We start from the raw sequence: 21009 nt of genomic DNA on the forward strand, positions 1-21009 counted from the left end.
CCTCCATGCGACGTCGAGAAAGCCAGTATAGGACTGTGAATATCAGAAAAATAATCGAAGATTTCGATGCGATGCAGGGCACTGATCAGGGCAGGCTACTTTGCATCATGGAAAAGATATCGCAAATGGTTATTTCCACCACGATATAAATTGCCGTTTTGATGACGGAATCAGTCAACATTCCTGTGTTTACGCACCCGATATCCCATATTTATAGGAGTGCGAAGATGGTAGAAATGGGTATATTTGAGGACGCGTTTGTCTCCGCCCCTCGCTGTCATATCGGTTGTACAACTTCCGTTTTGGTTTACGCGTTTCACATCGTTTCATTCCCGTCAACCCGGAGTCCAGATTGAGTCCATTACAGGTTTGCAAGCAGTATCTGGCCGCAGCCAACAGAGCCGATCTGCCAGCAGTATTGTCGTTTTTCACCCAGGACGCGACCGTCGTATCTCCCTTATATGGCGAGATGAGCGTCGAGGAGTATCACAAGATGCTCTTCAACGACACCAAACATTCCATCATCCGACTGCAGAACATTTTCGAAGCGATCAATGACGATCGGGCAATGGCCCTGCAATTCAACTACACCTGGGTGCTCAAAAGCGGCAAATCGCTGAACCTGGAGCTGATGTCGCTGTTCGAGCTGGCGCCGAAGCGCAACCTGCTGTCAAAGCTGACTTACATCTACGACACGGCCCAACTGCGTACGCATCTTTCCGTAGAAGCAGTGTGACCGTGCCGCGGGGACGCCCGGCATCCCCTTGCAAGCACATCAGCTGCCGAACAAACCGCGCAGAATGTTGATCGGGTTCGGCAGGCTCGGCGTGACGCCATCGCCGCCATTTCCGCCATTTCCGTTATCACCGCCGTTATCCGGACTGTTTCCCCCGTCACGCCCGCCCGAACGACGCCCCTCCACGCCGTCCTGCATGCCCAGCATCGTCATGCCGGTCGATTTGATACGCACGCGCGCCGTCCAATCCGGCTGCCAGCCCGCCGGCGCCTTGGCCGGACGCTCCGGATGCGACAGGTTGAGTTCCGGACCGTAAGCGATCATGTTCAGCATCGCGCTCTCGGCCTGATCGAAAATGCCTTTCGGCACGGTGCAATTGACGGTCGAGGGCGGCAGAATCACCTTTTGCTGAAGAAGCTTTGCAATCTGTGCCGGCGCCTGGTATGTCATCAGCGACCAGCCGTTCTCAGGCCGTTCGCTGGAACTCCAGAAGATCATGTCCTGGGCACCGCCCTGCCCGGCAGCGCTACCCTGCGCATGCAGGAAATAGCCTTTCGCGTTCTGCATCGATGTCCAATCCACCTGTACGCCGTCCTTTGGCATGCCCTTGGTGGTCATCTGGACCTTCGGCAGGAAATCATGCTCTGCGCCGACCGTGAATTTCAGGCTCGCCGGAACCCCGTCGCCGCTGATCGCATGACTGCCCTTCAGCGATGCATTGTCGGGCACCGGCTTGCTGTCCCGCTCGTTCGGCCATAGTGCATTGCCAGGCCGGTTCTGCACGCCGTGGCTGGAAGCACCGCCGCTGCCGGCGAAAAACTGTGAAAACTCGCGGTAATCCTGCTTGCCGAAATCCAGCACCTTCGGCTGACCGGCCCGAATGGTACTGCCGCAGCCCCAGTACAGCAGGATGCGCCCTTTCGGCTTTTCGGCCGGCTGGTCGCCGGAGCGCGTCGGCGTATGAGTCGCCTGTTTCGGCTTGTTCGGCAACAGCAGCAGCGACTGTCCCATATTCATGTCCGCCGGGATGGCATGCGTGCCTTCCACTCCGGAAGGATGGGCGCGCACATGCAGTTCGGCACTCAGGGACTTGCTGCCGGATGCACCCATCATCGGCGACCCGCCGCCCATGATGCTTCCGAGCAGACCGGCACCGAGGCCGCCGCTTCCTATATCCTGCTGCATGCCCGGCATGGAGACATTGTTGGTTGCCAGGTCGACCCAGTATTGGGCGGCAGGACCGCGCGACTGGGCATGGGCTGAGAACGCCGCCAGCGAAACGCAAAGCGACAGGGTAAAGCGGGTGCTGCCTGACATGGTTTACTCCCGGGAAGTGAGTGCAACTGGATTATTTTTATGGGCACCGGAAAACAAGCGATCCGGGCTGCCGCCGCGAATTTTGACATTGACAACAAAACTTGTCATCGTCGAAACAACAAATTTGCAACAAACCGGGCCGATTGAACGAGTTCAAGAGCAGCGCCGCGGCCAGGACGCCGGGTCGCGAAATGGCTTGCGACCGCGTTCCCGTCCGGGCCGAGCTTCCTGGCAGGAGACGACAGTGCCTATTCGAATCATCAAAAACGCGGCATGCATGCGCGCCGCAATACGCCACTGGCATCGGCTGCTGCTGGGGATCTGCGTGTGCGCGCCGTGTTTGTCGCCGTTGCCCGCCGTCGCCGACGATGTGCTGCGGATCGGTTCCAAGCGGTTCACCGAATCCTACGTACTGTCCGAAGTCATCGCCCAGACCGCCGCTCCTCATGCCAGGGTCGAACAGCGCCAGGGATTGGGCAATACCGCGATCGTCTTCGAAGCGCTCAAGAGCGGCAGCATTGATATATACGCCGAATACCTAGGCACGATCGACCTGGAAATCCTCAGGCACGCGGCGCCGACCTCGCTGGAACAGATCAACCGGGAACTTGCCCCTTCAGGCATCGGCGCGGCGGTGCGCCTTGGCTTCAACAATACTTATGCATTGGCCATGCGCGCGGGCGACGACAACGGATTGCGGAACATCAGCGGGCTGGCTAAAGCGCCAGGCCTGAGGCTGGGGCTGTCGCATGAGTTCCTGGGGAGAGCCGACGGCTGGCCGGGATTGGCAAGTCGCTATCGGTTGCCGCAGAAGCCGTCCGGTCTCGACCACGGCATCGCCTACGAAGCTCTCGCCGCCCGCCAGGTCGATGTGATCGACATCTATTCGACGGACGCAAAAATCAGGCAATACGGCTTGCGGGTTCTGCCGGACGACGCAGGCTACTTTCCGCGCTATGACGCACTGCTGCTGTACCGGCTCGATGTCGAACGCCGCTTCCCGGCTGCGTGGCAGGCACTGCGGCGGCTGGAGGGCCGCATTTCCGAAGCGGACATGATCGCGATGAACGCGGCAGCCGAACTGGAAGGCAAGTCCTTTACCGAGGCGGCGAAAAGCTTCCTGTCTCCGGACGCAGGCAAGGCGCCGGCCCGTGATGGATTGTGGCGCAAGCTGTTCGATGACAGCCTTTGGCGGCTGACGCGCGAGCACATCCTGCTGGTGCTGGCATCGGTGGCCGCGGCGGCGGCCATCGGCATACCGCTGGGCATCCTGGCAGCCTATCGGCGCCGCCTGAGGCAGGCCGTGATGGCCCTGGTCGGTGTCTTGCAGACGGTGCCCGCCCTGGCGCTGTTCGCGATGCTGATTCCCTTGCTGGGCGCGATCGGCACCCTGCCGGCGTTGATTGCGCTGTTCCTGTATGCCCTTCTGCCCATCGTGCGCAATACCGCCACCGGCATCGAACAGGTGCCGCACGGACTGCGGCTGGCCGCTCTGGCACTCGGCTTGACGCCGCGCGACCGGCTGCTGCACATCGACCTGCCGCTGGCACTGCCGGTGATCCTCGCCGGACTGAAGACCGCCTCGGTGATGAGCGTAGGCACCGCCACGATCGCCGCCTTCATCGGCGCCGGCGGCTATGGGGAGCGGATCGTCACCGGCCTGGCATTGAACGACAACGATATGCTGCTGGCCGGCGCCATACCTGCGGCGGCACTCGCCTTGCTCACCCAATGGTTGTTCGAGCAGCTGGAAAAGCGGTTACTGCCGAAGATGCACGTCGATTGACTTCGCAAACGGGAGCTTGCTACAGTGCCGCAGCGCCGTCCGCCGGCATCCAGGGAAAAGTAGTCATGAATAAGAAAAGCCAGCCGTCCGGCACCAGGAAGGTGCTCGATTCAACGCTCGTCACACCGGTGAAGCTTGCCGGCGACGTGATCGACGAAACCGCAAGCCTGCTCAGGGAGAGCGGCGAACTGAAGACTGGCCACGGAATGGTGACCGGCGTGCTGGCGCTGACGCTGGGGATACTTTGTTTTCTCGGCGTGGTCGCGTTTCACTTTCCGGAGTACCTGACCACGCCTCAATTGCGCAAGCAGTATTCGGTGGACCTGCTGCGCCAGATATTGTTCTTTTCGCTGATCATCGCGGGCGGCCTTTCCATCGCCAACATTCTATTCAGGCGCAGGCGCAACCTGAACATTGCGGCGCTGTGCCTGGTGCTGGCGGCGGTGGCGCTCGGCGGGTCGGAAGTTCCGGTCGGCGACTTCCCCGACAACACGCCCTATATCGGTCTTGACTGGTTCATCCTCGATCTGCTCGGGTCGACGCTGATCTTCGTCCTGATCGAAAAGATTTTCCCGCTGTACAAAGGGCAGGCGATCTTCCGCAAGGAGTGGCAGACCGACTTCGTCCACTTCGTCGTCAACCATTTCCTCGTCGGGCTCGTGCTGCTGATCGTCAACTTCCTGATACACCGCGTATTCGGCTGGATGGTGCGCGGGGAACTTCAGCAGGCAGTGCAGGCGATCAATTTCATTCCGCAGCTTTTGCTCTGCATCCTGGTGGCCGACCTGATGCAGTACTGGACGCACCGCGCCTATCACGAAGTGCCCTTCCTCTGGCGCTTCCATGCGATCCATCACAGCGCCAAAACGATGGACTGGATCGCCGGATCGCGCATGCATGTATTCGAACTCGTCTTGACCCGTGTACTGGTGCTTGGACCGCTGTATGTGCTCGGATTCGAGAAATCGGTGATGGATGCCTACATCATCGTCGTAGGCTTCCAGGCGGTGTTCAACCACGCGAACGTGCATCTGCCATGGGGGCCGCTGAAATACCTGGTGGTCACTCCCGACTTCCATCACTGGCACCATTCCTCCGACGACGCGGCGATCGACAGGAACTACGCAGCGCATTTCGCATTCCTCGATTACTTCTTCGGCACCGCCGTCAAGACCGACAAGACCTTTCCGGAGAAGTACGGCGTGGTCGGCGACTATGTGCCGGATGGATTCGTAAAGCAGCAGCTCTTTCCATTGAAGCCGGGACGCGACTGAGTCAGTAAGGCTTCCTGTACGCGGTACCTTCCTCGAACCGGCTTTCCCAATGGCGCAGGTAGTGTGCGGCCAGTTCCGGGTTGTGCCAGATGACGATGACGTTCTCGCTGTTGGATTTCGCGGCGGCCTGGCTGTAGTTGAAGGAACCGGTCTGCACATGACGCCCGTCGACGATGACGTACTTGTCGTGGTGGATGGCATATTTGCCGTTGAGCCGCGTCGGAATGCCGGCTCCCGCCACCAGGTTGAGCGCCGCCGCGCCGGATTTCAATTTCGGCCCGCTGTTGTCCGCCACCACCCGCACGTCCACGCCCCGACGTTTCGCCCGCAGGAGTGCCTGCACGACTTTCGGCGATGTGAACGCATAGGCTGCCAGCCGGACGCTTTTGGTCGCCGAATCGATTGTTTTCAAAACCAGCCGCTCGGCATCGCCGTCCGGCGAAAATCCGGTCTCTATTTCCGCGCTTGCCGGCGCCTTTGCGGTGCGCGGCGGAAGGAGTTGCCGCAGCTCCTCCTGCAGCCCGTCGACAACGGATGGCTGTCTCGCCGAAGCGGACGAGACGGCACAAAGGGAAAGAATAAAACAAGCGGCACAACGAAAGCGCATAGGTATGTCTACAACCGGTAACCGCCCTGCTGCCTGACAGGCTTGTGCAACAGGCGTAAAGTAATGGATCGCAGGCCCGAAACCTGCGGAGGATGGCAAGCAAAGCTGCGCTTGGCGACTTGTTCTTGAACCGGAAAATCAATCAGGAGACTCAAATGAAAAAGCTTTTGACGGTATTGCTGTTTTCAGCCTCATCGCTGGCGTTCGCGCACAACTGCCCCAATGAAATGAAGACGATCGACGCGAGATTAAGTTCCGCAAGCGGGGTCAGCGCGGAGAACATCAGCAAGGCAAAAGAATTGAGAGCGGAAGGCGAAAAGCTTCACAAGGAAGGCAAGCATGCCGAGTCGATGAAATCCTTGCAGGAAGCGAAGAAGCTGCTGGGCGTCTAAAGGAGCGGCACACGCAAGATGAATAGCCACCCAGGGGGTGGCTATTTTTTTGACAAGATCAGTCGCGCTGGCTATGAAACGCGAACCATCCGGCCAGTACGGTGAATGTCGCCACGATGCCAACCACGATCCAGAAACCATCGCTGTTTTCGGCCAGCGGCACGCCGCCGACGTTCATGCCGAACAAACCCGCGAGAATATTGATCGGCAGCGCCAGCACGGTGACGATGGTGAGCACGAAAAGGCTTCGGCTGTTTTCTTCATTCACGCGGGCCGCGATCTCTTCCTGCAAAAGCTTGATCCGCTCCTGCAACGCTGCCATATCATTGAGCACGACCGAGAATTCCTCCGTTGATTGGCGCAGGTCCTGCGAGTCCGACTCCGCCACCCAGTGAGGCGGCCTTTGCAACAGCCGGAACAATGCGGCAGGCTCCGGCGCCAGCAAGCGCCGTAACCGCACCAACACCCGCCTGAGCTCCCCGAGGTTGGCACGCTTGGTCCGCAGTTTTCCCGCCAGCAGATGATCCTCTATTTCATCGACGCGCCGTACGCAGTCGCGGACGATGTTCACCAGCACGTCGGCCTGATCGCGCAGCAGGTGATTCAGAAGTTCAACAGTGGAGCGGATCGGCTCCCCCTTGCTGACGGCGCTGCGCAGCCGGTCTATCGACTGCAAGGGCTGGCGGCGCGCGGTGATGACCAGGTGCTCGTCCAGGCTGGCCCACAAGGTGGCGATATCGGACGGATCGAAGGAAAAGTCGAACACCACATCGTTCACCACCGCAACCAGCTTGCCGTTCGCATGTTCGATGCGCGTCGAGCGGGAACCTTCATGCAGGGTCTCATAAAACTCTTCCGGCAACCCGCCGTGATCGAGAAGCCATTTTTCGCTGCCCGCGATGGCCAGGTTGAAATGCAGCCAGAGGAATTCGCCTGTCCGCCGTCCATCCCGGCGGTCCCGCAGCCAGTCGAGCGTTTCCGCGGTACCGACAAGATTGCCTTCGCCTCCGTCCCTGAAAAGATAGCCGCAGATCAAGCCCGACGGCTCGGGACCGTACGAAAATGAAGTTGATACCATCCATGCTCCGATTGCCTCATCAAACCCGTTGCATTGTATAGGGAAGGCCGGCGGAATTCCTGCGGATGAACAGGGACATATCCTTGACATTCCTAAGCACGGCCGAACGACTATGCCGGCAGGCCGTCAAATATGCTTTGTACAATTAGCGATACTGCAAATATGGCGCTTGATCCGACTTTCTGGCTTTCACTGGCAGTCCTGATCGTTACGGCCATCGTGTTGACCGATGTCGCGCTCGGCGCACGGAAGATCGGGCAGCTCGCCGACATCCTTCCGGTCCTCGGACCGAATCCGCCGAAGGTGTCGGTGATCGTACCGGCCCTGAATGAAGCGGACACGATCGAGCCGGCATTGCGTTCGCTGCTCGCGCTGCACTACCCCAACTTCGAAATCATCGCCATCGACGACCGCTCGACCGACGCCACGCCGGCCATACTCGACCGCATGGCGGGGGATTATCCGCAGTTGCGTGTGCTGCACATCACAGAGCTCCCAGCCGGCTGGCTGGGGAAGAATCACGCGCTTTCCTGCGGCGCGGCGATCGCCGGCGGTGACTACCTGCTGTTCACCGATGCCGATGTGGTATTCGAGCCCAGCGCCCTGACACGGGCGGTCAATTACTGCGAGCAGCATGGCGTTGATCACCTGACATTGTTGTTCGACGTCGTCGTGAAGACGCAATTGCTGCGCATGCTGGTGCTGAGCTTCTCGGTGAATTTCATGGCGCGCTTCAAACCCTGGAAGGTGGCCACCTCGCCCAGGCACTTCCTCGGCGCAGGCGGCTTCAATCTCGTGCGCGCCGGAGCATACCGGGCCATCCGCGGGCACGGCGCCATTCCGCTCGCGGTGCTGGACGACATGATGCTTGGCAAGCGCATCAAGACCGCCGGTTTCCGTCAGCATGTATTGTTCGGCCGCGACCTCGTCGGCGTGGAGTGGTATCGCAGCGCATCGGACATGATCAACGGCATGCAGAAAAACATCTTCGCCGCCTTCGACTTCCAGCTAGGCCAACTGATCGCCGTCACTGTGGCGATGCTGCTGCTGCGCGTGTGGCCGTGGATCGGCCTGATCGTCACCGAGGGAGCAACCCGTTGGATCAACGCCGCCACCGCAATGACCAGCCTGCTGCTGTTTGCCGGCAGGCTGCATATCGCCGGCTGGGGCTACCGCTGCCTGATCTTTACGCCTTTCGTCAGCCTTCTGGAGCTGGCGATATGGTGGCGCGGCAGCCTGACGGCGCTGCTGCGGGGCGGCATCGACTGGCGCGGCACACGCTATGCGCTGGATGAACTGCGACGTCATCAGAATTGAACTTGCATCCTCGACATTGCCTGTTTAGAATCGGTTCCGGCGCGACACATTCGCGCCACGTCGCTCGGACGGTTCCGGGCGCTTACGTGAAAGAACACCATGACGCAATCCCGCACGCCGCGCAGCTTTTCGCGCATCAATCGCCTTCCCCCTTACGTTTTCAACATCACCGCCGAACTGAAGATGGCCGCGCGCCGTCGTGGCGAAGACATCATCGACATGTCGATGGGCAATCCCGACGGCGCCACGCCACAGCACATCGTCGACAAGCTGGCCGAAGCGTCCAGACGTCCCGACACCCATGGCTATTCCGCCTCGAAGGGCATCCCGCGCCTCAGGCGGGCCATCACCCATTGGTACAAGGACCGCTACGACGTGGACCTGGACCCGGATACCGAAGCGATCGTGACGATCGGCTCGAAGGAAGGCCTCGCACACCTGATGCTGGCGACGCTGGACCGCGGGGACACGGTACTGGTGCCGAATCCCAGCTATCCGATTCATATCTATGGCGCGGTGATTGCCGGTGCCGATATCCGCTCGGTGCGCATGAGTCCCGAAGTCGATTTTTTCGCCGAGCTGGAGCGGGCGATCCGGGAAAGCTACCCGAAGCCGAAGATGATGATTCTCGGCTTTCCGTCGAATCCGACCGCGCAATGCGTGGAACTGGATTTCTTCGAACGCGTGGTCAGGCTGGCGAAGGAACACGACATCCTGGTGGTGCATGATCTTGCCTATGCCGACATCGTGTTCGACGGCTGGAAGGCGCCGTCGATCATGCAAGTGCCCGGCGCACGCGATGTGGCGGTGGAGTTCTTCACCATGTCGAAGAGCTACAACATGGCGGGCTGGCGCATCGGCTTCATGGTCGGCAACCAGGAATTGGTCGCCGCGCTGGCCCGCATCAAGAGCTATCACGATTACGGCAGCTTCACGCCGGTGCAGGTGGCGGCGATCGCGGCGCTGGAAGGCGACCAGACCTGCGTGCAGGAGATCCGTGACCGCTACCAGCGCCGGCGCGATGTGCTGGTGAAGGGGCTGCAGGAAGCCGGCTGGCCGGTGGAATTGCCGAAGGCGTCGATGTATATCTGGGCGCGCATTCCGGAAGCGTACCGCCACCTCGGTTCGCTCGAATTCGCCAAGCTGCTGCTGGAGAAAGCCAAGGTATCGGTGTCTCCCGGCATCGGATTCGGCGAGTACGGCGACGAGTACGTGCGCTTCGCGCTGATTGAAAACGAGGCCCGCATCCGCCAGGCGCTGCGAGGCATCAAGGCCATGCTGCGCGCCTGACGCGGCGACGGTCGGGGCCATGGAGCGGGGATTGCACGGTCATTCCTTCCATGGCAGCCTGTTGCCCTGAATTTCCGTCAATATCATGACCCCAGTGCGCGGCATCGCCATCCTGAAAGGATCAGCATGATCACTCTCTATACCTTCGGTCCGGCATTTGGCCTTCCGGACGCCAGCCCGTTCGTCACGAAGACCGAAACCTTGCTCAAGATGGCGGGCCTGCCCTACCGGACCGACCCGAATGGATTCAGGCGGGCCCCGAAGGGCAAGCTTCCTTATATCGAGGACGACGGCGTGGTGGTGGCGGATTCGACGTTCATCCGCTGGCACATCGAGAAAAAATACAAGATCGATTTCGACAGGCACCTCTCGGCAGAGCAGCGTGGCATCGCATGGGCGGTGGAAAAGCTTTGCGAAGACAACCTGTATTGGGCGGCATTGCACTGGCGCTGGCTGGACGACGACAATTTCGCTCGCGGTCCGGCGGTATTCTTTCGGAGCATACCTGGCCCGATACGTCCGCTCGTGCAGAAGATCGTGCGACGAAAGGTGGCCAGCGCCACGAAGGCGCACGGCATCGGCCGTCACACGCCCGATGAACAACTGGCGCTTGCGGCGCGCGGCATCGAGTCGCTGGCGGCAGCGCTCGGCGACAAGCGCTACCTGATGGGTGACATGCCCTGCGGCGCGGATGCCACCGTCTTCTCATTCACGCTTGCGCTGCTGTGTCCGCATTTCGAATCGCCTTTGCGCAGGGAGAATGAGCGCCATGCCAACCTGGCCGCCTATGTGGCCCGCATGCGCGAGGAATACTTTTCAACCACGGAGAAGCGGCACGAAGGCGCGGAACGACCGCGTTCCGCATCGGCCGCCGGATAAGGATCGAATGAGCTTCACCACCTGGATCACCTTTTTTGTCGCCGCCTGCATCATTGCCGTCTCGCCCGGATCCGGCGCAGTGCTGTCGATGTCCCATGGTCTTTCCTACGGCGTGAGAAAAGCGACCGGCACCATCATCGGCTTGCAGGCCGGTTTGCTTCTCGTGCTGGTCATCGCCGGCGCCGGGGTGGGCTCGCTGCTGCTGGCGTCGGAGCTTGCGTTCAACATCGTCAAGATTGTCGGCGCCTTGTATCTTGTCTATCTCGGCATCAGCCAGTGGCGGGCAAAGGTCGACGTGCAGAGCAATGGCGATATACCGGCCGCGCCGGCAGAAACCACCGCCGCGCCGACCCTTCGGCGCCGCTTCCTGCTCGGCTTCCTGACCAATGCCACCAATCCGAAGGGCATCATGTTCATGGTTGCCGTGCTGCCGCAGTTCATCAATCAGAACGCGGCGCTGTTGCCGCAATTGACCATCCTCGCAGCGACGATGTGCGCCATCGATCTGGTGGTGATGCACGGTTATGCATTCGCCGCATCATCAATGCAGCGCTTCTTCCGCGATGCCCGGGCGATGAAAAATCAGAATCGCCTGTTCGGCGGTGTCCTCATTGCAGTCGGCGCGACGCTCTTCTTCGTCAAGCGCACCCCCCACCCATAAGCCATCCTGCGCCGCTCTGCCCGGCGGTCGGTCCAACCGGCATACATCATGTGTCAATGTTGCAACATCCGGACCGGCACGGTATGCATCCCCACCCATCAGCACCGTTGTTACTGGAAACATAAATGGGGCGTAACTAGAAAACGGCATGCGCCGACGTGCTCAGGCAGGGTAAGATAGCCTCATTGCCCATAAGAAACTAAAATCCGTCGACCCAAATGCGTGTCCTCCGAGGGAAAACGGCGTCGGCGCATAATAAAGAATCAAGAGACAACATGAATGCCAGCAGCTTTGCACTGTTCCCCTCCAACGATCGGGATCAGGAGCTCCGCCTGAAGCGCTTCCTGATCGCGTCCGGCGCCTACGCAATGAATATGTGTTTCGTCCTGGTGTGCTGGGCGATGGACTATTTCACCACAAGCGAGGTGACGGGCTACGTGCTTCTGGTGCTGGCGATCAATGTCGGCATCTACCTGACGATCCGCACCGATTTCAACAAGCGCTTCGCCGACCCCAGCCTGACGTTCGTGCAGCTTGCCCTGGCATCGCTGTCCGGCCTCTACCTGATGTATTTCGGCGACGCGGTGCGCAGTACCTTCCTGCTACTTGGCGTAGCGGCGTTCGTGTTCGGCATGCTCCGCTTCAAGACACGCGGTTTCATTTATCTGAGCGCCTTTATCCTCGGAGGCTATGCCATCCTGATCGCCCTGCTGGTGCAATTCCGCCCCGCCGATATCACCTTGCGCGTCGACGTACTGCAGTGGATGGCCTTGCTGGTGACGATGGCGCAGTTCACCTATCTCGCCGGATTCATCGGCAACCTTCGGCGCAAAGTGCGCGACAACAATATCGAACTGGAAAAGCGCAACGGCGAACTGGAAGCGGCGCTGAAGCAAATCAGCGACATGGCCATCCGCGACGAGCTGACTGGCGTCTATAACCGGCGCTACCTGATGGAGCGCATCGCCGAGGAAACCCAGCGCTGCATCCGCAACGGCTCGGTATTCTGCATCTGCATCATCGACATCGATTTCTTCAAGCAGATCAACGATACCTACGGTCACCTCGTCGGCGATGAAGTATTGCGAAAGGTTGCAACAACCGCGTCCGGCGCATTGCGGCAGACCGATTTTTTCGGGCGATTCGGCGGCGAGGAATTCGTGATGGTCCTGACCGACACGCTTGCGGAAGGCGCGCTGACTTCCGCCGAACGGGTGCGTAAATGCATCGAAGGCCTGGCCTTCCCGGACGTCAGCGACAAATTGAAGGTCACCATATCGATCGGTATCGCCGAACATGCGAGGCGCGGCGAACCCGAGGCCACGTTCAAATGCGCGGACGACGCCCTGTACCGGGCAAAGGAAGGCGGCCGTAACCGCTGCGTGGTGGCTGTGGTCGAACGAGGCTGAATCTGCGGCATTGCGGGATTGCGCATAGAATGCCCGATCCCCATTCACCGTCCGAGGACCTTCCATGACCATCTCCATGTACGCCGCATCGATTCCCGTATTCAGGCAAATGCTCAATAGCCTGGACGCAGTGCTTGCGAAAGCGGAAGCCCATGCCACCGAGCGCAAGATCGATCCGAATGCATTGCTGCACGCGCGGCTCTTTCCAGATATGTTCCCATTGTTGCGCCAGGTCATGATCGCCACCGACTTCGTCAAGGGTTCGGCGGCCCGGCTGGCCGGTGTCGATGTGCCCAGCTATGAGGATACGGAGCAAACGTTCACCGACCTGCATGCAAGGATCGCCAAGACGATCGCTTTCATCGACAGCCTTCGGCCGGAACAGATTGACGGCAGCGAAGAACGCGAAATCACGGTCCAGCCCGGCACACCGCGCGAACGGAAATTCGCCGGGCAGCCTTACTTGCTGCACTACGCCCTTCCGCAGCTTTTCTTCCATGTCACTACCGCTTACGCCATCCTGCGCCATAACGGCGTCGATATCGGCAAGCGTGACTTTATCGGCAGTTTCTGATGCGCCCCGGAGCAGGTGACTGCCACTGCGCCCCGGGATCTTTTTTGCTTGGTTGGGATGTACCGAACCGGTTCGCCGGTTCCGAAATAACTCATAGTTGGTTATGACGTCAGCCTAAATTATCGCGCTTGAAAGTTGCATAAAATTTAATTGCGACAGCGTGAAATTTCTAATTTGCTATAGCTGCGAAGTAGATTAGAATAAAAAAATTAACATTTCGTAACAGGCAACATTTCGGGTCGATGCCAGCGGCAGATCAGACCGAAAGGTGCCGGTGCCTCCTGTTTGTTTTCTGATGAATAGGGAAGTCAGCGATGGACCGTTCTATCTTTCAGCGTCGCAATGATCCGGAAGCCCGCGAGCCTGATAAACACACCTTCAGATGGCTGTCCACGCTGCCGGCGCATGTGCGTCCGATGGAACTGGCAAAACGCTATCCACGCATCGTCAATAGAATCGCGCTGCTCTGGTATGAGCAGCCGCTCTGCAACAAGTATCTCGGCAGCCTGATCCTCGACCGCAGCAGGCCCGGCCGGGCGGGTTTCCCGGCGCCGATCGCAAAAGAAATCTATCACCTGCACGAGTACTATGTCGAACAGGTTTGCCTGTGGAAGTTCAACGAGAAAGAGGTGTTCGGCTTTACCGTCCGATAGTCCAATAGTCCGATGCAGCTTTCGGCCGGCGCGGTCCGGCTCTACTTCAATACATCAAACAGATTATTGAAGTCATCCGTCCACACTTCCAGCCCTGGTATCGGCTTGATGGTCGTTGCGACATCCTGGATCGCCGCTTTCTGAAGCACGCTTTTATCCCTGGCGACCAGCACCCAGTCGGTGCTGTGTTCGGTGGTACCCACGCCTTCATCCTCGATCAATACCGATTCCAGGCCGCGGTCCGCCGCCAGGCGCTGCACTACCGGCGCCAGGAGCAGAAACTTGTTGGTGACGTGGAAGGCAATCACGCCTTGCGGATGCATGTGGCGCAGGTAGACATCCATCGCTTCCCGCGTGATCAGGTGAACCGGAATGGAGTCGCCTGAAAATGCATCGACGGCCAGCACATCGAAATTCTGCGGCGGCTCCTTTTCGAGCGCGAGACGTGCATCGCCCAGCACCGTATCCACTTTCGCCTTGCTGTCGCGCAGGAAGCTGAATTCGCTCTGCGCGATATCGATCACCTGCGGATTGATTTCATAGAAACGGTAGACATCGCCCGGTTCGCCGTAAACGGCCAGCGTGCCGGCGCCGAGGCCGATCAGCCCCACTTTCTTCTGCGGCACCCGGGTATGCGCGATGGCGACGCCGATGCCGGAGTCGCGGCCGTAATAGGTGGTAGGTTCGGCACGCATCTCGGGCGTCAGATACTGTTCGCCGTGCCGGATGGCACCGTGATAAAGCTCGCGCACGTTGCGGCTGGCATCGAAGTACGTCTTGTCCACCGTGCGCAGGCTGCCGTAGAAACTGCGATCGATGCGGCGCGCATCCTTGAAGTCGCCCGATATTTGCAGCACAAGGAAGTAACCGCACAGCACCGCCACGCAGAACGCCGCTGCCGCGACGAGGCGGCGGCTGCGCAAAACGATGACACCGAGCAGCCCCACCACAACCAGGCCGATGCCGAGTTCGTAGTAGGCCGGCAGCACATTTGGTGCGACCAGGCCGACGGCGATGCCGCCGAGCGCGCCTCCCAATGACACCATCAAGTAAAAGCGGGTCAGGTAACGCGGCGCAGGACGCATCCTCGACAGCTCGCCATGCAGGAACATGCAGAAGAAAAACAGGCCAATCACATACATTGGCACCGCGAGCTTGATGTTCACGCTGATATTGATGTCCTGCAGGCCGTATGCGCATACCGCCATTGCTGCCGCGGTGGGCAGCAGGAAGACCGGCCGCGAATACCAGCGGTCGCTTTCGAAGCACAGGATGAAGGTGAACAGGTAAATCGTCAGCGGCAGCAGCCAGAGAAAAGGAATGGCGGCGATGTTTTGCGTGATGTGGTTGGTGACGGCGACCAAGAGCCATGACCCCAGCGCCGACAGGCTGATCCACAACAGGTAATCCCGTACCCGTGGGGCAGCAGCCTGGGCCTTGGGCGCGGCAGCGGACTCGCCCGAATCATCAGGTACCGCGGAAGCCGACGAAACCGGTCCCGCATGGCTTGCAAAGTACAGCGCGGACCCGGCGCATAGCAGCGCGAACAGGCCATACACGACAGACCAGGCACGCGCCTGCAGCAGGATGGGCGCATGCGGCTCGATCACGAACGGATAGCAGACGAGCGCAATCAGCGATGCGAGGTTGGAGAGCGAAAAATAGCGGTATACGCGCGCGTCCGCCAGCGTACGGGTCACCCATGTCTGCACCAGCGGGCCGGTGGTCGAGAGCAGGAAATACGGCAGGCCGATGGTGGCAAACAGCAGGAGCAGGATGCGCACCATCGGATCTTCCGCGCCTGCCGGCTTCCATGACGACGCCGCGACGATGGGCAGCGTGATGAGGCTGACTGCCAGCAGGATGACATGCAACAGCATCTGGCGGCGTGGTGGCAGATGGCGTGCCACCCAGTCCGAGTACGCATAACCGAGAAACAGCATGACCTGAAAGAACACCATGCAGGTGGCCCACACCGCTGCCGACCCGCCAAACCAGGGAAGAATCTGTTTCGAAATCAACGGCTGGACCAGGAAAAGCAGAAAGGCGCTGGAAAAAATGGTGCCGGCAAACAGAAGTCGGGTCATGGCGGGAATTGTCGGGATGGAATCGACCTATTCTCCACCATGTCGAATAATCAACGCCAGTTTCCAATGCATCAAGTTTGATGCTTGCTTGATAAAACACAGACTGCCCTGTCCATGGGCGGGGACAAGGCGTGATCGCATGCAACTTCTTCGATAGAAAAAAGTGTTGATTTACTGAATCCGATTGCTGAAGGCGTTCGTATATTCCTTCGCAGTTCACATTTAAATCAATCGCTTACCCGCTTCACTACAGGAGAGAACACCATGCGCAAACTGACTTCCGCCCTCATCATTGCCGCCACACTGGCATCCGCCAGCGCCGCTTTCGCCCAAAACGCCGTGATGGTCGGCGGGCAAAGCATGCTGCCCAGCAAGGACATCATCGACAATGCGGTGAATTCCGCCGATCACACCACACTGGTCGCCGCCGTGAAGGCCGCCGGCCTGGTGGACACCCTCAAGGGCAAAGGCCCGTTCACAGTATTCGCGCCAACCAACACCGCCTTCGGCAAACTGCCTGCCGGCACCGTTGACACGCTGCTGAAACCGGAAAACAAAGGCGGGCTCACGAAGGTCCTGACCTATCACGTCGTGCCGGGAAAATATGACTTCGACGCACTCCAGGCGGAGATCAAGAAGCAGAACGGCAAGGCGCAGCTCGCAACCGCAAGCGGCGGCAAGCTGACTTTCGCCATGAACGGCGCCCACAACATCCATGTCATGGATGACAGCGGCAATACAGCGAAGATCAGTACTTACGATGTGAACCAGTCGAACGGCGTGATCCACGAGATCGATACCGTGCTGTTGCCGAAGTAAGTCTTGCCACCCCCGGAGTGACGGACGGTTCCGGGCGCCACCACCTGGCGCCCGGATGCCGCCGGCGCGATCGGAGTTGCAGCGAAACGGTATCATGGCCATTCGCCGGCCGTTCACTGTCCGTATTACGGCCTTACTTGCCTGACCGCTCTTTTTATCCCGATTGAACAACGCCTGCATTCAATCGGGCCGGCATCAATGGAAACCTGTCCCCTATGCGGTAGAGAGTTGATCGACGGCCCGTCGGTTAATGATCATCATCTGGTGCCGCGTGCCTACCGCGGCCGCGCCACGGTGCGCATGCACCGCATCTGCCATAACAAAATCCATTCGGTGTTTTCCGAGAAGGAACTGGCCGACTACTACCATACCCCCGAACGGCTTCTCGAAAATGAAGAGATCCGCAAGTTCGTCAATTGGGTGCGCAAGAAGGACCCCGGGTTTTACGACAGGCATCGGGCGATGTCGAAACGTCGCTGAATTTCAACCCTTGCCACATCGTTTCGCAGGCAAGTTTCTGCGTTGATTCCGGTGCGGAAACCGCCGGGATGCTATTCGTTCATATGTGCAAATGACCCTGATTTCATTCCGAAATGCAGGAATAAGCTACTCTATGCTTCGTTTCGCATCAATTTTCGTTCAAGTTTTCATTCGGGCTTGGCGTCGCGGATGAACTTTCTGCTTCCCAAGAGTCTTACATATCGCTTTATCAACTTAGCCCACACAACTATATGAACCCGATTTCCGTTGATAACGTCGTTACTACTTATCGCTTCTATGCTCCTTTATATGACCGTTTATTTGGTGCCGCATTTGAACCGGGCCGACGTGCGCTGACCCAGGCGGTGCGCAATCTGCGCCCGTCGTCATTGCTGGAAGTCGGGGTCGGTACCGGACTGACACTCAGCCAGTACCCTTCCACCTCGCGTATCGTGGGCATCGACATCTCCACCCACATGCTGGATATCGCACGCGAACGCGCCAGCAAACTGACAAACCACGACATCAAGCTGGCGGCGATGAATGCCGAATCAATGGATTTTCCGGACGGAAGCTTCGATTGCGTAGCAATGCCCTATGTTTTGTCGGTAACGCCGAATCCGGAAAAGCTGGTAGCTGAAATTCGCCGCGTCTGCCGCAAGGGCGGCACCATTCTGATCCTGAACCATTTCAGCGGGAGCCGCTTCTGGTGGTTCCTGGAACAGGCGGTGCGCTCTCTTGCCGACAAGATCGGCTTCCGCTCCGACTTCTGCTTCGATGAGCAGATCCTGAAATACGACTGGGAAATCGAATCGGTGAAGAAGGTGAATGTATTCGGGCTGTCGAAGCTGGTCGTGATTCGCAATACTTGAAAACCCGTTTTCCTGCGTGCTCTTACCGGCTTTGCCGGTGCTGACGCCAGAACTCCGCAAAGGATTCCGGCGCGATCGGCTTGCTGAAATGGAAGCCCTGGATTTCGTCGCAGGCATGGCTGCGGAGGAATTCGACCTGCTCTTCGGTTTCCACGCCTTCGGCGACCACCGTCAGGCTGAGTGTTTTCCCCATCGCGATGATGGCCTTGGTGATGGCTTTGTCTTCCGCATCGCCCGGGATGTCGCGGATGAAGGAACGATCCACCTTCAGGGTATCGATCGGAAACCGTTTCAATTGCGCCAGCGACGAGTAGCCGGTACCGAAATCATCGATCGCCAGCCGCACGCCCATGCTCTTGATTGTGGCCAGCAGCCTGGAAGCCCGATCCGGATGCTGGATCACCATGCTCTCGGTCAGTTCCAGTTCAAGCAGGGTCGGATCCATGCCGGATTGCGCCAGCGCATCCGCGATGGAGTCGGGCAGCGAGTCGTCGGCAAACTGGCATCCCGACAGATTGATTGCCATGCACAACGGCGGGAAGCCCTGTTTTTGCCATGCGACGTTCTGGCGGCAGGCTTCGGCCATTACCCATCTCCCGATCGGGATGATCAAGCCGGTTTCCTCCGCCAGTGGAATGAATTGCAAAGGCGGCACGATGCCAAGTTCCGGATGGTTCCAGCGCAGCAGCGCCTCCACGCCGGTAATCATGCCTGTCTTCAGGTCGAGCTTGGCCTGGTACAGCAGGAAAAATTCCTGCCGCTCCACCGCGTGGCGAAGGCTGGATTCCAGCGCGAGCCGTTCCAGCGATTGCGAGCGGATATCTTCTGAATAAAACCGGTAATTGTTCTTGCCTTCATCCTTGGCCCGATACATCGCCACGTCGGCATTCTTCATCAGCGATTGCTCATCCTGCGCGTGGGACGGGAACATGCAGATGCCGATACTGGTCGTGACGCGGCACTCCTGTCCATGCAGCACCACCGGCTTCATCACCACTGACAGGATTTTGTCCGCCACCGCAGCGACATCGCGTTCTTCGTCGACTTCCTGCAGCAGTACCACGAATTCATCGCCCCCAAGCCGTGCCACGACATCGCTGGTGCGCAGGCACTCGGTGAGGCGTGTGCTCATCGTCGTGAGAAGCAGATCGCCGGCGTCGTGCCCAAGCGTGTCGTTGATGAGCTTGAAGCGGTCGAGGTCGATAAACAGCACTGCAAACTTGCGCTTGTAGCGACGCGATGTATTGATCGCCAGTTGCAGGATTTTGTTGAAGAGCGCGCGATTCGGCAGTCCAGTCAGCCCGTCATGAGTCGCCAGGTACTGGATGCGCTCTTCGGTCACCTTGCGGGCGCTGATGTCCTTTCCGATGCCGCGATATCCGCAGAAACGCCCCTGCGCATCGAATACCGGCCGTCCGCTGATCGAGATCCAGCGTTCATTGCCGTCGAGGTCTCGCAGCTGCAATTCGAGTTCATGGAACGGCTCATGCTGTTCAAGCTGCATGCGGTGTCGCGCCCAGTCTTCCTGGGTCATGTTCAGAGCCGGCAGGTCCCAGCGGAATTTCCCCATGCGGGCCTCGGGATCGAGTCCGGCCTTTTCCTTCATTGCCCCGTCAATGAACGTGGTCCGGAAATCCGCATCCTGTTCCCATAGCCAGTCGGATGACAGCTCCGTGAGGCTGCGGTAGCGCTCCTCGCTCTGGCGGAGCTGGCGGCGTGCCTGCACGAGCTGGAGAAACTGGCTGATCTGGTCGCCGACATAGCCCACGCAAACCAGCAGATCGGGATCGGGCCGGTGGATATCGCGGCTAAACATTTCCATCACCCCGATCACCTTCGTCCCTCTCCGGATCGGAAATGCGAAGGCGCTGTGAAGTCCTGCCTTGGCCGCGGTGGCGGCACGGCGGAAGGTCGGCTCCTGCACCACGTCACGCAGCCAGACGGGTTCGCCGGTGGCCCAAGCGGCCCGGATCAGACCGGCAGGCGTCTTATCTACCCGCACCTCGTGTCGTCCGGCCTGCAGAAATTCTTCGATGGGAAAAGAGGCGACGGACCAGCTTTCGGCGCAGCACAGCATGTCGCGCGCCTCGTCCACACGCCAATGCGCGCCGCAGGTCCACCCCAGGGTTTCGCAAATCACCTGGATGATGCGGCTCATGCACCCGGCGACATCCTCCGACGAAGCGAGGATGCGCGTGACCGCGTGCTCGATGGTGCGCCGCATTTCAAGCTGAACCTGCTGGGTGACATCCTTGCCGATGCCGCGATAGCCGCGGAAACGTCCCCCGGCATCGAAAATCGGCTCGCCGCTGGTACTGAGGTACTGCGCGCGGTCCTTGGCGCGTATGGTTTTGTAGATGAAATTGGTAAAGGGCTGGTGCGCCTCGAGCATGGCCCGGTGGCGCTCCCAGCTGCCGTCCAGGCTCACCGCGGTACGGTTACCGTCCCAGCGCCTCGTTCCCATCAGCAGCCGGGGATCGATATGGGCGTTTTGCAGTCCCTTTCCGGTCATGACCGTGAAGCGGAATTCCTCGTCCTGCTCCCAGTACCAGTCCGACAACAGCTCAACCAACCCGGCAAGCTTTTCCTCCGCCAAGGAAGGCGCAAGAGATTGGTCCTCGGAAGCTGTCATCTTCTCTATTCTCATAATGGATGCCGCTGGACGCCGGATCGGCAATAAGTATTTCCCATGAGAATAACATTGCTTGATAACAATATGTTTTTCTCCGGATTTTCGTGGCGAAAAGGCGCCAGTACCTGACACCGGCAGAAGCAGGA

At 59.3% G+C, this 21009-nt stretch carries 19 protein-coding genes; 14 read left to right on the forward strand and 5 right to left on the reverse strand.

Annotated features, from left to right (window positions below; all coding sequences use genetic code 11):
- Nucleotides 1–352: 352 nt before the first annotated feature.
- Nucleotides 353–736, forward strand: a complete 384-nt coding sequence (locus VGU61_RS10685; protein WP_326859107.1) for a nuclear transport factor 2 family protein — start codon at nucleotides 353–355, stop codon at nucleotides 734–736.
- Nucleotides 737–775: 39 nt separating this feature from the next.
- On the opposite strand, the gene VGU61_RS10690 is transcribed toward VGU61_RS10685, so the two are convergent.
- Nucleotides 776–2053, reverse strand: a complete 1278-nt coding sequence (locus tag VGU61_RS10690) for a hypothetical protein (protein WP_326859108.1) — start codon at nucleotides 2051–2053, stop codon at nucleotides 776–778.
- A gap of 277 nt (nucleotides 2054–2330) precedes the next feature.
- Between VGU61_RS10690 and VGU61_RS10695 the strand changes: the two genes are divergently transcribed.
- A complete protein-coding gene (locus VGU61_RS10695; RefSeq protein WP_414691620.1) occupies nucleotides 2331–3839 on the forward strand; it encodes a glycine betaine ABC transporter substrate-binding protein in 1509 nt (502 codons plus the stop codon).
- A gap of 206 nt (nucleotides 3840–4045) precedes the next feature.
- On the forward strand, nucleotides 4046–5113 hold the full coding sequence (locus tag VGU61_RS10700; RefSeq protein WP_326859125.1) for a sterol desaturase family protein: 1068 nt from the start codon (nucleotides 4046–4048) through the stop codon (nucleotides 5111–5113).
- 1 nt (nucleotide 5114) lies between these two features.
- Here the strand turns inward: VGU61_RS10700 and VGU61_RS10705 are convergent, their stop codons facing one another.
- A complete protein-coding gene (locus VGU61_RS10705) occupies nucleotides 5115–5720 on the reverse strand; it encodes a phospholipase D family protein (protein ID WP_326859110.1) in 606 nt (201 codons plus the stop codon).
- Nucleotides 5721–5875: 155 nt separating this feature from the next.
- On the opposite strand from VGU61_RS10705, the gene VGU61_RS10710 reads away from it, so the two are divergent.
- Nucleotides 5876–6112 (forward strand): hypothetical protein, encoded by a 237-nt coding sequence (locus VGU61_RS10710; RefSeq protein ID WP_326859111.1) that lies wholly within the window; start codon nucleotides 5876–5878, stop codon nucleotides 6110–6112.
- A 58-nt stretch (nucleotides 6113–6170) separates the two neighbouring features.
- Here the strand turns inward: VGU61_RS10710 and VGU61_RS10715 are convergent, their stop codons facing one another.
- Nucleotides 6171–7190, reverse strand: a complete 1020-nt coding sequence (locus VGU61_RS10715) for a transporter (RefSeq protein WP_326859112.1) — start codon at nucleotides 7188–7190, stop codon at nucleotides 6171–6173.
- Between the two features lie 162 nt (nucleotides 7191–7352).
- Here VGU61_RS10715 and VGU61_RS10720 point away from each other — a divergent pair, with 162 nt between their 5' ends.
- From VGU61_RS10720 to VGU61_RS10750, 7 genes are all read left to right on the forward strand, one after another.
- A complete protein-coding gene (locus VGU61_RS10720) occupies nucleotides 7353–8507 on the forward strand; it encodes a glycosyltransferase family 2 protein (protein WP_326859113.1) in 1155 nt (384 codons plus the stop codon).
- Between the two features lie 99 nt (nucleotides 8508–8606).
- On the forward strand, nucleotides 8607–9797 hold the full coding sequence (gene alaC, locus VGU61_RS10725; protein WP_326859114.1) for an alanine transaminase: 1191 nt from the start codon (nucleotides 8607–8609) through the stop codon (nucleotides 9795–9797).
- A 126-nt stretch (nucleotides 9798–9923) separates the two neighbouring features.
- Nucleotides 9924–10676 (forward strand): glutathione S-transferase family protein, encoded by a 753-nt coding sequence (locus VGU61_RS10730; protein ID WP_326859115.1) that lies wholly within the window; start codon nucleotides 9924–9926, stop codon nucleotides 10674–10676.
- Between the two features lie 7 nt (nucleotides 10677–10683).
- On the forward strand, nucleotides 10684–11337 hold the full coding sequence (locus tag VGU61_RS10735) for a LysE family transporter (RefSeq protein WP_326859116.1): 654 nt from the start codon (nucleotides 10684–10686) through the stop codon (nucleotides 11335–11337).
- Nucleotides 11338–11612: 275 nt separating this feature from the next.
- Nucleotides 11613–12746 (forward strand): diguanylate cyclase, encoded by a 1134-nt coding sequence (locus tag VGU61_RS10740; protein ID WP_326859117.1) that lies wholly within the window; start codon nucleotides 11613–11615, stop codon nucleotides 12744–12746.
- Nucleotides 12747–12810: 64 nt separating this feature from the next.
- On the forward strand, nucleotides 12811–13320 hold the full coding sequence (locus VGU61_RS10745; RefSeq protein ID WP_326859118.1) for a DUF1993 domain-containing protein: 510 nt from the start codon (nucleotides 12811–12813) through the stop codon (nucleotides 13318–13320).
- A 314-nt stretch (nucleotides 13321–13634) separates the two neighbouring features.
- Nucleotides 13635–13973 (forward strand): hypothetical protein, encoded by a 339-nt coding sequence (locus tag VGU61_RS10750; RefSeq protein ID WP_326859119.1) that lies wholly within the window; start codon nucleotides 13635–13637, stop codon nucleotides 13971–13973.
- Between the two features lie 41 nt (nucleotides 13974–14014).
- Here VGU61_RS10750 and VGU61_RS10755 read toward each other — a convergent pair whose 3' ends face one another.
- The gene (locus VGU61_RS10755; RefSeq protein ID WP_326859120.1) at nucleotides 14015–16060 is read right to left on the reverse strand and encodes a fused MFS/spermidine synthase; all 2046 of its coding nucleotides are present in this window, start codon (nucleotides 16058–16060) and stop codon (nucleotides 14015–14017) included.
- Between the two features lie 264 nt (nucleotides 16061–16324).
- Between VGU61_RS10755 and VGU61_RS10760 the strand changes: the two genes are divergently transcribed.
- The 3 genes from VGU61_RS10760 (at nucleotide 16325) to VGU61_RS10770 (ending at nucleotide 18231) form a co-directional block, all read left to right on the forward strand.
- On the forward strand, nucleotides 16325–16879 hold the full coding sequence (locus tag VGU61_RS10760) for a fasciclin domain-containing protein (RefSeq protein WP_326859121.1): 555 nt from the start codon (nucleotides 16325–16327) through the stop codon (nucleotides 16877–16879).
- Between the two features lie 198 nt (nucleotides 16880–17077).
- Nucleotides 17078–17359: an HNH endonuclease gene (locus VGU61_RS10765; protein WP_326859122.1), complete on the forward strand. Its 282-nt coding sequence runs from the start codon at nucleotides 17078–17080 to the stop codon at nucleotides 17357–17359.
- 251 nt (nucleotides 17360–17610) lie between these two features.
- Nucleotides 17611–18231 (forward strand): class I SAM-dependent methyltransferase, encoded by a 621-nt coding sequence (locus VGU61_RS10770; protein WP_326859123.1) that lies wholly within the window; start codon nucleotides 17611–17613, stop codon nucleotides 18229–18231.
- Between the two features lie 22 nt (nucleotides 18232–18253).
- Here VGU61_RS10770 and VGU61_RS10775 read toward each other — a convergent pair whose 3' ends face one another.
- Nucleotides 18254–20863, reverse strand: a complete 2610-nt coding sequence (locus VGU61_RS10775) for a sensor domain-containing protein (RefSeq protein ID WP_326859124.1) — start codon at nucleotides 20861–20863, stop codon at nucleotides 18254–18256.
- Nucleotides 20864–21009 lie beyond the last annotated feature (146 nt).

The sequence above is a fragment of the Noviherbaspirillum sp. genome (assembly GCF_035944575.1).
In the GTDB taxonomy this organism is placed as follows: domain Bacteria; phylum Pseudomonadota; class Gammaproteobacteria; order Burkholderiales; family Burkholderiaceae_D; genus Noviherbaspirillum.

Coding starts and splice junctions, on each gene's coding strand:
- VGU61_RS10710 (WP_326859111.1), top strand. CDS start 5,876: ATGAAAAAGCTTTTGACGGTATTGCTGTTTTCAGCCTCATCGCTGGCG.
- VGU61_RS10770 (WP_326859123.1), top strand. CDS start 17,611: ATGAACCCGATTTCCGTTGATAACGTCGTTACTACTTATCGCTTCTAT.
- VGU61_RS10700 (WP_326859125.1), top strand. CDS start 4,046: ATGGTGACCGGCGTGCTGGCGCTGACGCTGGGGATACTTTGTTTTCTC.
- VGU61_RS10715 (WP_326859112.1), bottom strand. CDS start 7,190: ATGGTATCAACTTCATTTTCGTACGGTCCCGAGCCGTCGGGCTTGATC.
- VGU61_RS10750 (WP_326859119.1), top strand. CDS start 13,635: ATGGACCGTTCTATCTTTCAGCGTCGCAATGATCCGGAAGCCCGCGAG.
- alaC (WP_326859114.1), top strand. CDS start 8,607: ATGACGCAATCCCGCACGCCGCGCAGCTTTTCGCGCATCAATCGCCTT.
- VGU61_RS10765 (WP_326859122.1), top strand. CDS start 17,078: ATGGAAACCTGTCCCCTATGCGGTAGAGAGTTGATCGACGGCCCGTCG.
- VGU61_RS10730 (WP_326859115.1), top strand. CDS start 9,924: ATGATCACTCTCTATACCTTCGGTCCGGCATTTGGCCTTCCGGACGCC.
- VGU61_RS10720 (WP_326859113.1), top strand. CDS start 7,353: ATGGCGCTTGATCCGACTTTCTGGCTTTCACTGGCAGTCCTGATCGTT.
- VGU61_RS10735 (WP_326859116.1), top strand. CDS start 10,684: ATGAGCTTCACCACCTGGATCACCTTTTTTGTCGCCGCCTGCATCATT.
- VGU61_RS10760 (WP_326859121.1), top strand. CDS start 16,325: ATGCGCAAACTGACTTCCGCCCTCATCATTGCCGCCACACTGGCATCC.
- VGU61_RS10690 (WP_326859108.1), bottom strand. CDS start 2,053: ATGTCAGGCAGCACCCGCTTTACCCTGTCGCTTTGCGTTTCGCTGGCG.
- VGU61_RS10755 (WP_326859120.1), bottom strand. CDS start 16,060: ATGACCCGACTTCTGTTTGCCGGCACCATTTTTTCCAGCGCCTTTCTG.
- VGU61_RS10705 (WP_326859110.1), bottom strand. CDS start 5,720: ATGCGCTTTCGTTGTGCCGCTTGTTTTATTCTTTCCCTTTGTGCCGTC.
- VGU61_RS10775 (WP_326859124.1), bottom strand. CDS start 20,863: ATGACAGCTTCCGAGGACCAATCTCTTGCGCCTTCCTTGGCGGAGGAA.
- VGU61_RS10740 (WP_326859117.1), top strand. CDS start 11,613: ATGAATGCCAGCAGCTTTGCACTGTTCCCCTCCAACGATCGGGATCAG.
- VGU61_RS10695 (WP_414691620.1), top strand. CDS start 2,331: ATGCGCGCCGCAATACGCCACTGGCATCGGCTGCTGCTGGGGATCTGC.
- VGU61_RS10745 (WP_326859118.1), top strand. CDS start 12,811: ATGACCATCTCCATGTACGCCGCATCGATTCCCGTATTCAGGCAAATG.